Source organism: Caulobacter sp. GW456-12-1-14-TSB4, assembly GCF_059424195.1.
Map to the genome: position 1 here is coordinate 56,000 of NZ_JBWKZF010000005.1, position 14,213 is coordinate 70,212.

Sequence of the window (14,213 nt, forward strand, 5' to 3'; positions counted from 1 at the left end):
GTTCGGGCGCAATCGCAAGCGAGGCCTTAGGCGCCGCCGGCCATGTAGTCGTAGACGTCGGCCGCGCGGGTCACCTGGATGGCGATGCGGTCGTCGCTGATCTGGATCTCGCCGCGCGCGATCGGGTGGTTGTTGGCCAGGATCCACACTTCGTCATTGGTCTTGGCGTCCAGCGGGATCACCGCGCCGCGGCCCATGCGCAGCAGCTGCTGCATGGGTAGAATCGAGCGCCCCAGCAGAACGGAGATCTCGACATTGACGGCGTTGACCTGGCTCACGAAGTAAGACCCTTGAACTGACACACGCGACCGACCGGGTCGCCACCGTCTCGATCGCAAGATTAGGGCCACATGCTTGCTCTCCCGTTAAGCGCTGAAAATACAGGACTTCCGACCATGGGCCGCGATGACGCGGCACAAGTTGGCTGGGCGGTTTCGACCGACTACGTGCCCTACCCGGCAGCCGTTGCCGCCATGGAGGCGCGCGCGGCCGCCATCGCCGACGGGACGGCGGGCGAGCTGATCTGGCTGCTGGAGCATCCGCCGCTCTATACGGCGGGCGTCTCGGCCAAGCCGGGCGACCTGATCCAGCCCGACCGCTTCCCGGTGTTCGAGAGCGGGCGCGGCGGGCAGTTCACCTATCATGGCCCCGGCCAGCGGGTGGCCTATGTCATGCTGGACCTGACCAAGCGCGGCCGCGACGTGCGCGCCTTCGTGGCGGCGCTGGAGGCCTGGATCATCGACGCCCTGGCCGCCTTCAACGTCACCGGCGAGCTGCGCGACGGCCGGGTCGGCGTCTGGGTCGAGCGCAAGGGCGCGGGCTGGAGCCGCGAGGACAAGATCGCCGCCATCGGCGTGAAGCTGCGCAAGTGGGTCAGCTTCCACGGCATCAGCCTGAACGTGGAGCCGGAGCTGGACCACTTCTCCGGCATCGTGCCCTGCGGCCAGGTCGAGCATGGGGTGACCAGCCTGGTGGACCTCGGTTTGCCCGTCACGCTGGACGAGGCCGACGCGGCCCTGAAGGCCAGCTTCCAGAACATCTTCGGCCCGGTCGAGGATGCCCCTCCTCCTGCTTGAAAAGGCGCGCCGGCCTAGGGTCATGCGTTCTCAGCCTCACGCGGTTTGCCGCTGAAGGTGATGAAAGGGAAGCGGAGCGCCCCGGGCGACGCCCGGAGATAGGTTTGAGTGTTACCGTTTCGACGAAGCCAGAGCGCTCCGCGTAGCCGTTATCCGATGAGCCAGCGGGGCGCGGGGTATTAACCCGCTTCCGACAGTCGGCCCCCGACGGGCGGGCCAGGGCGACGAACCCCGGTCCCGGACCACAGGCGCGATTTCAGCGCCTGCCTGCTGCGTCGTCGGCCCGACATCCCACGTCGTTTCTGTGTTCCAGGGCCGACCGCCGCCAGAGGGATGCAGTTGCGGAGTCGCCCCCGCGCCGACGAGCACTTCCCGCTCGACCACCCCTGACAGCCGTCACGATCGCCGGCCGGACGTCCCTTTCGCGCTGTCAGGTGAGGAAGAGTATGGGGGTGGTTTTAAACGCGGATCATTCAGGGGCGCGTAAAATCGACAAGGGATTGATTTCGCTAAGTTCCATTTTGCGAACGCCGAGGATGCAGCGCGCCCAATCCCCTCTCTCAAAGAGAGAGGGGTTCAGGTGGGGGCCTTAGATCGCGATCGTCTTCAGCGGGTTGGGCCCATACCGATTGGCCCCCTGCTCGCCGCCCATGACGCCCAGTTCGACCACCGCCCAGACGATCACCAGGCAGAACATGAAGTCCAGGAAGTGCTCGGGCTGCGGCCACACCGCGATCACCGCCACCAGCACCAGCAGCGACCACCAGCCCGACCGGCCGCGATCGTGCAGGCGCTTGGACAGCACGCAGGCGCCCGAGAACAGCAGGGCCGGATAGACCAGCCAGCCGGTCAGCCAGTGCAGGGTGTAGCCGGCGATGGCCTCGTACAGCACCGCCACGCCCAGGATCACGGCGCAGGCGATCAGGAACGGCGTCCGCGCCAGCCTGCCGTTCGACGACAGGAACAGCTCCGCCCATTCGCTACGATCGCTCATCTGGTCCTGACTCCGAGTCGGCGGCCGCGCCGAGCCGGCAATCTAGGCTTTCGGCGTCTCGCTCGAAAGAGTGGGTTCGGCGGGCTCCTCGGCGCCCAGGTTCAGCTGCGGCTTGCTGGAGCCGGAACCTGGCGCGAAGCCGTATTTGTTGCCTTTCGGCTGGCCCGGCAGGACGGCGTAGTCGATGAGGACATAGACGATCACCAAGGCCTGCAGCATCAAGACGCCGCCGTCGTTGTTCGTGGCCATGCTCACCAGTTGCAACACCGACCGGATCGCATGGACGATGACCGACCAGACGGCCGGGCGGCCACGATCGTGCCCGCGCTTCACCATCAGACCGGCATAACCCACGGTCATCGCCAGCCAGGCCACGAGCGCGACAATGCCGCCGCCAACCGCGCCGAACAGACCGCCGAGCAGAACCACCACCCACCAGGCGATGGTCAGGGCGACGCCGAACGCCCAGAACTCACCTCGCCCGATGCGCCCCTTCCAGGAGAGGTAGGTATCGAGGACTTCTTTGTGCGCGAGCTTGACCATACCCTTTGATGGCTCAACCTCAGATCTTCTTCAAGACGCTGTTACGCGAACTCCACCAGCACCTCGTCGGCCGCCACCGGATCGCCGCCCTTGGCGTTGACGGCCTTCACCACCCCGTCGCGCTCGGCGCGGATGATGTTCTGCATCTTCATGGCCTCGAGCACGCAGACCACCTCGCCCTCGCGGACCTGCTGGCCGGCGGTGACGTCCATCGAGACGACCAGGCCCGGCATCGGCGACAGCACCAGCTTGGAGGTGTCGGCGGCCTGCTTCTCGGGCAGCTTGTCGTGCAGCTCGGCTGAACGGCGGGTCAGGACCAGCACCCGGGCCTTGGCGGCGCGGTGGCGGACGGTGAAGCCCTCGGCCGCCGGGGCGGCCTGGACCGTGAAGGCCTTGCCGTCCAGCAGGCCCTTGAACACCGGCTTGCCCGGACGCCAGTCGATGTCGGTCAGGGCCAGGGTGCGGCCTTCGTCGAGCAGGTCGATCGCGATGTCGTCCTGACCGCTGACCTTCACGCGGCGGCGGCTCTCGCCGATCGCCACCGTCCAGGTGTCGCGCGGCTTGCCCAGCAGGCCCGTATCGTAGTTGCGGGCCCGCGCGGCATAGACGCGCTGCATGGCCGCGCCGACGGCGGTCAGGATGTCGAGCTGCTCGGGCGTCGGCTCGGTCCCGTGGAAGCCCTCGGGGAACTCGTCCTTGATGTAGTTGGTCGAGATCTTGCCGGACCGGAAGCGCTCCTGGTCCATCACCGCGGCCAGGAACGGGATGTTCTGGCCCAGGCCCTCGATGTGGAAGTCCTCCAGCGCCCGGCCCATGCCGTCGATCGCCGCGATCCGGGTCGGGGCCCACGCGCACAGCTTGGAGATCATCGGGTCGTAGTACATCGAGATCTCGTCGCCCTCGCGGACGCCGGCGTCGTTGCGGACCTTGTAGCCGTCCTTCTCGCCCTCAGCCGGCGGGTCATAGCGGACCAGGCGGCCGATGCTGGGCAGGAACTTGCGGTACGGGTCCTCGGCGTAGATGCGGCTCTCGATGGCCCAGCCGTTGATCTTCAGGTCCGATTGGCCGAACGCCATCTTCTCCCCATAGGCCGAGCGGATCATCTGCTCGACGAGATCAAGGCCCGTGATCAGTTCGGTGACCGGGTGCTCGACCTGCAGGCGGGTGTTCATCTCCAGGAAGAAGAAGCTCTTGTCCTGGCCGGCGACGAACTCGACCGTGCCCGCGCTGTCATAGTTGACCGCCTTGGCCAGGGCGACGGCCTGGGCGCCCATGGCCGCGCGGGTGGCCTCGTCCAGCAGCGGCGACGGGGCCTCCTCGATGACCTTCTGGTTCCGGCGCTGGATCGAGCACTCGCGCTCGAACAGGTGGACGACGTTGCCGTGCTTGTCGCCCAGCACCTGGATCTCGATGTGGCGCGGGCTCTCGATGAACTTCTCGATGAAGATGCGGTCGTCGCCGAAGCTGGCCTTGGCCTCGGCGCGCACGGCCGGGAAGCCCTCCTCGACATCCTTGCGGTTCCAGGCCACGCGGATGCCCTTGCCGCCGCCGCCGGCCGACGCCTTGATCATCACCGGATAGCCGATCTGCTCGGAGATCGTCACGGCCTCGGCGGTGTCGGCGATCTCGCCGATGTGGCCGGGCACGCAGGAGACGCCCGAGGCCTGGGCGAACTTCTTGCTCTCGATCTTGTCGCCCATGGCCTGGATGGCGCCGGGGTTGGGGCCGATGAAGACGATCCCCTCGTCGGCGCAGCGCTGGGCGAAGCTGGCGTTCTCCGACAGGAAGCCGAAGCCTGGGTGCACCGCTTGCGCGCCCGTCTCCTTGCAGGCGGCGATGATCTTGTCGGCGACGAGGTAGCTCTGGGCGGCCGGCGAGGCGCCGATGTGCACGGTCTCGTCGGCCATCTCGACGGCCAGGCTGCCAGCGTCGGCGTCGGAATAGACGACCACGGTCTTGATGCCCAGGCGACGGCACGTCTTGATCACGCGGACCGCGATCTCACCCCGGTTGGCGATCAGAATCTTGGAAAACATCGCAACTTCCGCCCAAAGATTTTGTGCTTTGCAGCACGGCCTATCAGTCCCCGTCGGGTTTGCAAGCTTGCCCTTAGGGCGCTAAACCAGAGCTCAGGCATGACACCGGTTTCCATTAGTGCGGAAGCCGCGATGGAACGCCACCGGGAGGAGACAATCTATGAAGGCGATTTTCCTGGGCTCGGCCTGCGCGCTGATCCTCGCCAACGCCGCTGCGGCCGCCCAGAGCGCCGAGCCGGCCCTGCTGTTCAAGGTCTCGGGCGACAAGGGCCTCGTCGCCGACGTCGCCGCCGGTGACCCCATCCCCAACTTCGCCGACAAGGTCACATCGATCGCCGACGGCAGGGCCGGCAAGGGCTTCCACGCCGAGGACGACGGCGTCGTCTCGTGGAACGCGCCCGGCAACATCCAGGCTCAGCGCGGCACGCTCTCCTTCTTCTGGCGCTCGGGCTATCCGGTTGGCGTCGCGCCGTTCGTGATCTTCCGCGTCGGCTATGCCGACCACTCCAGCTGGGACATGGCGTTCCTGCGCATCGACTGGAACGGCCACGGCTTCGACGCCTTCGTCACCGACAACGGCCTGGCCCGCACGCGGGTGTCGTTCAAGGTCGACAAGAACCCGGCCGCCGATGCCTGGACCCACCTGGCCTTCACCTGGGACGAGACGACCGGCGTGCAGCTGTTCGTCGACGGCAAGCTGGCCGCCAAGACGCAGACCAAGGCGGTCTATGACGCGGGTCTGGACCAGTTCGGCGTCGCCGGCCGGGTCGTCGCCCCGCACCAAGTGCAGAGCCGCTACAACTTCACCCGCGGCGGCGACCTGGACGAGCTGCGCGTCTACGACCGCCCGCTGGCCGCCGACGCCATCGCCGCCCTCTCCCGCAACGAGGCGCCGGCCGCCGCCGCGCCGGTCGCCACCCTGGACGACCCGGCTATCCACGCCGCCTGGAAGCAGCGCTACGGCTGGAACAAGGACCTCCCCCCGCTCCTGACCGACGACAAGACCACGATCCGCAAGGTCGAATTCAAGGACGCCAAGGACATCAAGGAGTGGATGTGGAAGGGCACGGACGGCATCGCCGAGACCACCTGGCCCGGCGTCTACAACCGCTCGCGCCTGCCCGGCCGTAACGACTACTTCCAGCTCCCGGACTGGAACGTCTATGTCGACGGCGGCAAGGCCCTGACCCTGACCCTGCCCGACGAGCCGGTGAACCGCATCGAGATCCAGGGCCCGGCCTATGGCGATCTCTCGTGGGCCGCCAAGGCCGGCGACAAGGGCGCTTCGGTCGGTACGCGGCCCAAGGACCAGGAGCGCACGGTCAGCACCCTGGCCAAGCCGCTGACCGGCGGCGTCCTGACCTTCACCAACGTCGCCCAGGAGACCCCGATCCAGGAGATCTGGGCCTATAACGTCACCGCCGGGCCTGAGCCCAAGGACGCGTTCAAGATGAGCTACGTGGTCCGCGCCGACGTGGCGCCGGACTATCTGAACCTGGCGCAGCTCAACGCCTACATCACCGGCCGCCACCCGGCCGGCGAGCGCGCCACGGTCGTGGCCCTGCCCGAAGGCGCGCCGAGCCGCAAGCGCCCCGCCGGCGACCTGACCGCCAAGGGCCTGCCGATCGTCCACGTGCTGATCCCGTCGGGCTTCGGCGACGCGCCGGCGGCGCAGGCCCTGGCCCGCAACTGGGCCTATGGCTGGGAGAACGCCCGCGACGGCCTGGACGGCGTGGCCATCGACATCCCCGCCCTGCCCGGCGCGGCGGGAACGACCATCCCGCTCAACATCCAGGTCAAGGACCCGATCTGGCCGGGCCGCAACATGATCGACGTCAGCGTCTCGGTGAAGGCCGGCGAGGCCCGCACCGTCTGGCTGGACATGCGCGACCGCATCCTGACGCCCGACAGCCTGTACCTGACCATCGCCGCCGACAGCGCCGACTTCGGGCCCAAGGCCCTGGACGGCGCCAAGATCCGCCTCGTCCTCAAGGACCGCGACCAGGCCAAGGCCGAGCACGTCGCCGACCGCCTGAACCAGGTGAAGGACAACTGGGCCTTCCTGGTCGAGGAGCACACCACCTCCAAGCGCCAGGGCCTCTATCGCCGCCTCTATGCCGATATCTCCGACCTGTTGAAGGTCGATCCCGACAACCAGATCGGCCGCGAGTACTGGGGCGACATCACCTATGGCAGCCAGGGCTGGCCGGCCTTCGATCAGCCCAAGCCCACCGACAAGACGCCGCTGTGGGCCTTCCGCCAGCTGGAAGACCTCAAGCTGGTCTCCAAGTTCGTCAACTGGTGGGTCGATGAGCGCCAGTCGGACTTCGGCGACTTCGGCGGCGGCATCTCGGACGACACCGATCTGCTGCAGCAGTGGCCGGGCCTCGTTTTGATGGGCGTCCAGACCGACAAGCTGACGACCTCGCATGACCGCCTGGCCGACGCCGCCCACAAGAACGGCATGTTCACCGACGGCCTGTCGACCATCGTCACCGACGAGCTGCACGCCTACGAGGAAGGCATCAACTCGGACGCCGAGGCGATGTACATCCACTATGGCGAGCCCAAGGCGGTCGAGCGCATGTTCGCCACCGTGAAGGCCCTGCCCCGGGTGATCGACAGGAACCCGGCCGGCCACGTCCACTTCAACACCAACTGGTACAGCGGCAAGATCTCGTACCGCGAAGGCCCGTGGGAGTGGCAGAAGCCGTACTCGTTCGGCGTCACCCACCCGGCGATCCTGACCAGCGACTACAACGGCGACAAGACCGCCCGCGACCTGGTCATCGGCCTGGCCGACGGCTACCTGGCGCACGTCGCCAAGGACGGCTCGTACCCCAACGAGATCAACTGGCGCAGCGACGCCGAGCGCGGCGGCACGGTGCTGCAGGGCTCGGGCGCCGACGGTCCGTTCCAGGTGTTCTGGCAGGCCTATCGCCTGACCGGCGACGCCAAGTACCTGACGCCGATCAAGTGGCGGATCGGCAAGAACAGCATCAAGTCGCTGGGCAGCATCAACGAGAACGCCCTGACCGAGATGGGCCTCTCCGCCACTGCCAAGGACCAGATCCTGGCCGCCGCCAAGAAGGGCGGCGCGCTGGAGCGCTACAGCGCCTGGACCCTGACCGGCGACAAGAGCTTCCTCGAGGACCTCTATGCCGACGAGATCCAGTTCAACGACCAGCACATGTACATGCACACCGAGGGCCACTGGTGGTCCGACCGTGTGGAGCTGCCGTCGGACATCCTGCAACGCACGCGCATGGGCGGCATCGCCAACAAGCGCAGCCAGATGACCCCGGGCCACACCGTCTCGTGGCGCTTCGACGGCGTGGACGGCACGGACGTGGCGGTGCTGGTCAAGGACGCCACCAAGACCGGCTTCAAGGTCATCGCCTACAACACCACCGACAAACCGGTGACGGCGACCATGACCGGCTGGAACGTCGCGCCGGGCCAATGGAGTCTGTCGCAAGGCCTCGACGCCAACGGTGACGACGCCATCGACGGCTCGGCCGAGACACGCCCCCTGCCGTTCGAGCGCAGCCTCGGGACCAAGGTCGTGCTGGCGCCGCGCCAGACCACGGTCATCGACATGAAGCTGGTCACGGCCGGCGACGATCCGGCCAAGCGCGCCGACCTGGGCATCGGTCGTGACGACGTGGTGGTGAAGGGTTCGGCCATCACCGCCAAGGTTCACAGCCTGGGCGCCCAGGACGCCGCGCCGGCCAAGCTCGAACTGGTCGATGCGGCCGGCAAGGTGCTGGCCAGCGCGCCGACCCCGGCCCTGAAGGCCCCGACGGACCTGCTGCCCAAGACCGCTTCGATCAAGCTGAAGATCCCGGCCGGCGTGAAGGCCCAGGGCCTGCGCGTCCGGATCGTCGCCACGCAACCCCAGAACACCACCCTGAACGACGAGGTCGTGCTGCCATGACGAAGACCATCGCCCTGATCGCCGCCGGCCTCTGCCTGGTCGGCGGCTCCGCCCTGGCCCAAACCCCGGCGGCGCAACCGCCCGTGCCTGTCTCGCCGCCCTATTCCAGCCGCGTCATCACCCTGGCCGAGGCCAAGGCCGTGGTCGCCGCCGCCGAGGCCGAGGCCCGCAAGAACAGCTGGACCATGGTCATCACCGTGCTGGAGTCGAACGGCCAGCCGGTGCTCAGCGAGAAGATGGACGGCACGCAATACGGCTCGACCGAGGTCGCGCTCAAGAAGGCCCAGACCGCCGCCAACTTCCGCAAACCCTCGTCCTACTTCCAGGACGCGGTGAAGGCCGGCACGCTGAACTCGATCTTCACCGGCGCCATGGCGCTGGAAGGCGGCGAGCTGCTGCTGGTCGACGGCAAGATCGTCGGCGCGGTGGGCGTGTCTGGCGGCACGGCGGTGCAGGATGGGCAGGTCGCGCGTGTTGGGGTGGCGGCTCTGAAATAGCCCTACCCCACCTTCCGTCTCCCCGGCGAAAGCCGGGGCCCAGATCTCATAGCGGTGGGGCTGATTGGAAGCGCGCGGCGTTCATAGAACCCGCCACAGCGCTCTTCCATCTAGGTCCCGGCTTTCGCCGGGAAGAACGGAGTTGGGGATCAGCCCTCCGAGAACTCCCGCGCGAACATCGCTTCATACCCCACGATCATCTCCTCGGCCTCTGGCGCCACCAGCCGCGCCACGGCCGCCGCGAAGCTCACCGGCGCCAGGCCCGAAGCGCTGACCACCTTGCCGTCGCTGACCGCGCGGGGCGTGTCGACATAGTGCTCGGCGCCCGCATAGCCCTCGACGGTCTTGGCCAGCCATTCGGCGCCGTTCGAGGTGTGCTTGCGCCCCTCGAACAGGCCGGCGTGGGCCAGGGCCGTGGTGCCGGCGCAGATGCCGGCCACCGGCTTGCCGTCGGCGAAGGCCTGGCGCAGCAGGCCGCTGACCGCCTTGTTCTCGCCCTCGGCCCAGGCGTCGCTGCCGATCAGGATGAAGAGGTCGGCGTCGTTCAGCACCGGATCGTCGAAGCGATAGTCGGCCGCGGCCAGCACGCCGCCGATCGAGGTCTCCGGCTCGCCGTCCGGCGTGGCGATCTCGATCTGCACCTTCAGCTCCCGGCGCAGCAGCGCCAGCACGCTGCCGGCCTCCCAATCGGCCCAGCCCGGCTGCAGGAATGCGACGGCGACGGTCATGCGGATCTCCTCACGGGGGTGCTACCGGACGAACGCCCGAACACCTACATTGGCTGTCATGACAGACACAGCCGCCCTTTCAACCGCCGGATTCGACCTGACGCCGCCGAACGAGGCCGAGCGTGAACGCCTGGAGGCCGACCTGACGGCCGAGGAGGCGCGAGTCCTTCTGCATCACGGCACCGAGGCCCCGTTCTGCGGCGGCCTGCTGGGCGAGAAGAGCCCCGGCGTCTATGCCTGCCGCCTGTGCGGCCTGCCGCTGTTCAAGCACGAGACCAAGTTCGAGAGCGGCACCGGCTGGCCCAGCTTCTACGCGCCGTTCGCCGAGGACCACGTGCTGGGCATCCGCGACGACTCGTACGGCATGGTCCGCATCGAGACCCGCTGCGCCCGCTGCGACAGCCACCAGGGCCACGTCTTCCCGGACGGCCCGGCCCCGACGCGCCTGCGCTACTGCATCAACTCGGTGTCGCTGCAGTTCGTGAAGTCGGGCGATCCCCTGCCTGATCCGCTGCATCGCGGCGACAAGATCGCGGCCTGATCACAGGCCTGAGAGCTGGGGCGAAACCATCGTCTCGCCCCAGCTTTTCTCAATTCCTATCCAATTGATATGAATTGTTCGAAAGCGGCGGAATGGGGCATCTCCGCCGGGTAGCCAGAGTTGTACTCATGACCCCGACACCCACCATCTTGGAAGCGCCCCGCCGCGATCGTGACGATCCGCCGATCCTGATCGTGCCGGGCCTCTACAACTCCGGTCCCGACCACTGGCAGAGCCATTGGGAGCGCGAACTGCCGAACGCCCAGCGCGTCGACCAGCAGGACTGGGAGCACCCGCTGCTGGGCGACTGGACCATCAGCCTGGCCGAGGCCGTGCGCCAGAACCCCGGCGCTATCCTGGTCGCCCACAGCCTGGGCTGCGCCCTGATCTGCCACCTGGCCCAGGTGACCGGCGGACGCGGCGTCGGCGGCGCCATGCTGGTCGCCCCCGCCGACGTCAACCGCGAGGGCCCTGCCGGCCGCCTGCTGGTCGGCTTCTCGCCCATCCCCCGCCAGCGCCTGCCTTTCCCCAGCCTGGTCGTGGCCAGCCGCGACGACCCCTATGTCGAAATCGACCGCGCCGAAGCGTTCGCGCGGAGCTGGGGCTCGGAGTTCGTCGATCTCGGGCGTGCGGGACATATCAATGTCGACAGCGGGCATGGGGCCTGGGTGAAGGGCCGGACGCTGCTCAGGGGATTGACCCAGCGGGTCGCGGCGTCACGCGACGCCTGAGCCTTCGAAACGTCCTTGCGGCGGCGCCCACTCCCCATTTCCGGGGCGCCACCAGCTAAGGTTGATTGTCACACAAGCTTTACAGAACAATGATCCCCCAAAATAAAAATTGGGGGGGTGGAACGCGTGAATACGGGGGTATTCGACTCGTTACCTGGCAAGATCACGACGGCGCGTTCGCCGACCGCGCCACGCGTGCGCCGTGGCCTCTTCCAGCGCCTGCGCGCGGCCTGGACCGCCCGCTTCGGGAAAAAGCCGCCGCGAAACGAGGACGAGGACGAGGATGACGACGATACGGACTACCAGCTGTACTGCTGGTAGTCGGGACAGCAGGCTATCCGGCTGACGCCACCGTTCTCAGCGCGGCCTTGGCGCTCATGCCGATCCGGCGACCCAGCCAGGCCTTGCCGGTATCGGTGTAGTGGGCGTTGTCGACGTACATATAACGCGAGACCGCGTTGCCGCCCCCCGCGCCGGCCCACCAATTCTCGCCGGCCGGGCTGTTATCTATCCAGACGAAGCGCTTTTGAGCGCCCGCCGCGGCCTTGAAGGCCGTCTTGAGCGCGTCATACCGGGACTGGGGCGCATTGTAGACGCCACATCGCATCGGCCCCGCGCCGATGATCAGGGCGTCCGGCTGCGCGGCCGCAAGAAGGCTCCAGGCCCTCTGGGCGGCGGCGGCCACGACGGCGTCCGTCCAGGAAGCGTTGTCGTTGATCGATCCCATCAGGAAGCAGACATCCTGCCGTCCGACCCTGGACCTGTCGGCGTCGCCGGCCTGGAGCCGCTGAACAAATGTTCCGTCTGAGCCGGTGGAGGCGACGAAGCCGGTCCCGCCGCGATAGCTGGAAATCACCGCCCTCGAGCCCAGTTGCTCGCCGATGTAGTCGACATTGCCGAGGCCCACCCGACCGGCGCCCGTCGATCCGGTTCCGCCGCCATAGCTGTCCCACATCGCGAAGATCCTGGAGTCCGGGAACTCCGGCTTCCAGATCGTGTATCCGGCTCCGACATTGAGACCGCGGAAGCGAATGTCCGGCTCCGCCACGAGCTCGATCATGCGCGCGGCCGGCGCGCCGAAGTCCCACCTGTAGTAGGCGAACTGCGACGCCTCGGTCAGCGTCGCATCGGAAGCCAGCGCCCTGGCCCGGACGCCGGTGGCCAGATCCGTGACATAGAGATTTACCCGTTGGGCCGCAGCGCCACGGAACATGCAGATATCGAAGGACGGCGCGTTGGTGCAGAAATACAGGCGCTGACTGTACCCACCCCGGCGAGCGGCTGGCGCCAGCGTGCTCTCCATGACGTTCTGGCCCTTGAACTGGCTCGGCGCCGAGGGATCCAGGACGATCTGGCCGACACAGCCGATGACCGACCGGTTTCCCGCCTGATACTGGCCGCCGCTATAGGCCGTGCTTTTGCCCGCATAGACGGTCGAGGCCGCTCCGCCCGCGCCGGCGGCGTAGGTCGGCGGTGACGCCATCACCCGGTCGATTGGCGACAGCGGACGCGTCGCCCGAGCCAGGACGGACATGGCCAGGGCCCTGGGGTCACGATCCGCCGCGAGGCTGCTTCCCGCGGCCATATCCGCGGATGCGCCCAAAGCGAGTGCGCTCACGATCAATCGGCGCCGATCAAGGCCAGGTTGACGCGAAGCGGACATCTTAAAGTGCTTGATCATTGTGCTTCGCAGCAGCTCGACACCTTGAGGCATATCGACCGCTTGGCACACGGACCGATTGTGGGATAGAGCAAACTTGTAAATCTAGGGGGGCGTTATGGTCGAGACTGGTAGCAGTGCACGCGACAACAAAATTTTCGATGGAGTTCAATGCCTGCGCTTCGTAGCGGCTCTAATGGTCGTGCTTACACACTCGACCTTCTATGCGCACGAACGCCTCACGCCTGACCTGCCTATTTGGGAGCGCGGCGCTCTCGGTGTCGATATCTTCTTCGTGATCAGTGGCTTTGTCATGTGGATGGCTTCGGCTCATCTACAGGGCGTTGTTGGCGGTGGCGTGACATTCCTGCGTCGCCGCGCGATTCGCATCGTGCCGCTCTATTGGCTGGTCACGACCGTGAAACTGGCCATTCTGCTGGCCGCTCCGGCCGTCGTCCTGCATTCGGCGCTCAACTGGCCGTACATCGCCGCATCCTACTTCTTCATTCCGGCCTTCAACGTCGATGGGCGCGTCGAGCCGTTGATGGGCGTCGGTTGGACCCTCATCTTCGAAGTGTTCTTCTACGTCGTCTTCGCGGCGGCCCTGTTTCTTCGGGTTCGCGTCCTCCCCGCGCTCGCGGTCGTCATGGCGGCCTGCGCCATCGGCTCGCTGTTCAAGGGTCCCGGCTGGCCCGCCATCGCCGTCTATCTCGACTTCCGCGTTCTTGAATTCCTGACCGGCGTGCTGATCGCGCGCTTCACCGCGGACCGTCGCTTCCACATCTCGATCGCCACGGCGGCCGTCGCCATCGGCTTCGGGCTGATCCTGTTCGCTCCTGTCGGCTATGACGGCTGGCGAGGCACGGGCCGCATCATCTCCAACGTCATTCCGTCCACGATGATCGTCTTCGGCGTCGTGGCCCTAGAGGCCCATTTCCGCGGCCGCTGGCCGAAAGCGGCCATGTTCCTCGGGTCGGCCTCCTACTCCCTCTACCTGGTGCACCCGCTGGTCGCGCCAGCGGTGCCGGCCGTGCTCGCCAAGCTGCACCTGGCGAACCCGCTTCTCTCGGTGATCGGCAGCCTGTCCGCCGCCCTGGTCGCCGCCATCATCACCTATCTGTTCTTCGAGAAGCCGGTGACGCGGTGGCTGGGAAAGCAATCATCCTCGCGCAAGAAATCGCCGGCCATCGCTTCGGGGATCTAGCGCGGACGGCGACCGCTGCGGTCTCGCGCCGGTCGCCGTTGACGCACGGTTTGTCCCACCGACCCAAGGGCGCATGACAAACATGCGCCCTTGAACACGTCGTGCGGACGGAAAGACCCTGACTGTTTTCACCGTCTGGGACTTCACAAGTTCAAAAAGAGTGCTGGTGCGGGCGCCCCCCCGGGGTCGAACCGACACGCCTTCCGGAAGCCGCGCGGCCTGATCCAGCGGGCGCGGGCCGACGGTCGGTCCATCTAGCTCCAACA

12 protein-coding genes and 1 pseudogene are annotated in these 14,213 nt (G+C 67.2%); 7 read left to right on the top strand and 6 right to left on the bottom strand.

What is annotated here, in order from left to right:
• Window positions 1–26: 26 nt before the first annotated feature.
• A complete protein-coding gene (locus AC07YH_RS06200) occupies window positions 27–338 on the bottom strand; it encodes a FliM/FliN family flagellar motor switch protein (RefSeq protein WP_492919988.1) in 312 nt (103 codons plus the stop codon).
• A gap of 12 nt (window positions 339–350) precedes the next feature.
• Between AC07YH_RS06200 and lipB the strand changes: the two genes are divergently transcribed.
• Window positions 351–1,076: a lipoyl(octanoyl) transferase LipB gene (lipB, locus tag AC07YH_RS06205; RefSeq protein WP_494746135.1), complete on the top strand. Its 726-nt coding sequence runs from the start codon at window positions 351–353 to the stop codon at window positions 1,074–1,076.
• Window positions 1,077–1,665: 589 nt separating this feature from the next.
• Here lipB and AC07YH_RS06210 read toward each other — a convergent pair.
• The 3 genes from AC07YH_RS06210 to AC07YH_RS06220 are packed head-to-tail and all read right to left on the bottom strand — an operon-like array spanning window position 1,666 to window position 4,649.
• Window positions 1,666–2,070 (bottom strand): DUF805 domain-containing protein, encoded by a 405-nt coding sequence (locus tag AC07YH_RS06210; protein WP_494746136.1) that lies wholly within the window; start codon window positions 2,068–2,070, stop codon window positions 1,666–1,668.
• Window positions 2,071–2,112: 42 nt separating this feature from the next.
• On the bottom strand, window positions 2,113–2,613 hold the full coding sequence (locus AC07YH_RS06215; protein ID WP_494746137.1) for a DUF805 domain-containing protein: 501 nt from the start codon (window positions 2,611–2,613) through the stop codon (window positions 2,113–2,115).
• Window positions 2,614–2,654: 41 nt separating this feature from the next.
• A complete protein-coding gene (locus AC07YH_RS06220) occupies window positions 2,655–4,649 on the bottom strand; it encodes an acetyl-CoA carboxylase biotin carboxylase subunit (protein ID WP_494746138.1) in 1,995 nt (664 codons plus the stop codon).
• A gap of 21 nt (window positions 4,650–4,670) precedes the next feature.
• On the opposite strand from AC07YH_RS06220, the pseudogene AC07YH_RS06225 reads away from it, so the two are divergent.
• Together AC07YH_RS06225 and AC07YH_RS06230 are read left to right on the top strand one after the other, a co-directional pair.
• Window positions 4,671–8,586, top strand: a pseudogene (locus tag AC07YH_RS06225) (LamG-like jellyroll fold domain-containing protein).
• The gene (locus tag AC07YH_RS06230) at window positions 8,583–9,083 is read left to right on the top strand and encodes a GlcG/HbpS family heme-binding protein (RefSeq protein WP_494746139.1); all 501 of its coding nucleotides are present in this window, start codon (window positions 8,583–8,585) and stop codon (window positions 9,081–9,083) included. Before AC07YH_RS06225 ends, AC07YH_RS06230 begins: the two are co-directional and overlap by 4 nt.
• A 149-nt stretch (window positions 9,084–9,232) precedes the next feature.
• Here the strand turns inward: AC07YH_RS06230 and AC07YH_RS06235 are convergent, their stop codons facing one another.
• Complete coding sequence (locus AC07YH_RS06235) at window positions 9,233–9,811, bottom strand: type 1 glutamine amidotransferase family protein (RefSeq protein WP_494746140.1); 579 nt, start codon at window positions 9,809–9,811, stop codon at window positions 9,233–9,235.
• 58 nt (window positions 9,812–9,869) lie between these two features.
• On the opposite strand from AC07YH_RS06235, the gene msrB reads away from it, so the two are divergent.
• The 3 genes from msrB (at window position 9,870) to AC07YH_RS06250 (ending at window position 11,404) form a co-directional block, all read left to right on the top strand.
• Window positions 9,870–10,352, top strand: coding sequence for a peptide-methionine (R)-S-oxide reductase MsrB (gene msrB, locus AC07YH_RS06240; protein WP_494615666.1), 483 nt, complete (start codon window positions 9,870–9,872; stop codon window positions 10,350–10,352).
• A gap of 149 nt (window positions 10,353–10,501) precedes the next feature.
• A complete protein-coding gene (locus AC07YH_RS06245; protein WP_494746325.1) occupies window positions 10,502–11,083 on the top strand; it encodes an alpha/beta hydrolase in 582 nt (193 codons plus the stop codon).
• Window positions 11,084–11,278: 195 nt separating this feature from the next.
• Entirely contained in the window at window positions 11,279–11,404 is a 126-nt protein-coding gene (locus tag AC07YH_RS06250) for a hypothetical protein (protein WP_494746141.1), read from the top strand.
• Between the two features lie 13 nt (window positions 11,405–11,417).
• Here AC07YH_RS06250 and AC07YH_RS06255 read toward each other — a convergent pair whose 3' ends face one another.
• Window positions 11,418–12,764 carry a hypothetical protein gene (locus AC07YH_RS06255; RefSeq protein ID WP_494746142.1) on the bottom strand — a complete coding sequence of 449 codons (1,347 nt, stop codon included), beginning with the start codon at window positions 12,762–12,764 and terminating at the stop codon, window positions 11,418–11,420.
• A gap of 97 nt (window positions 12,765–12,861) precedes the next feature.
• Between AC07YH_RS06255 and AC07YH_RS06260 the strand changes: the two genes are divergently transcribed.
• Window positions 12,862–13,947 carry an acyltransferase family protein gene (locus AC07YH_RS06260; RefSeq protein WP_494746143.1) on the top strand — a complete coding sequence of 362 codons (1,086 nt, stop codon included), beginning with the start codon at window positions 12,862–12,864 and terminating at the stop codon, window positions 13,945–13,947.
• Window positions 13,948–14,213 lie beyond the last annotated feature (266 nt).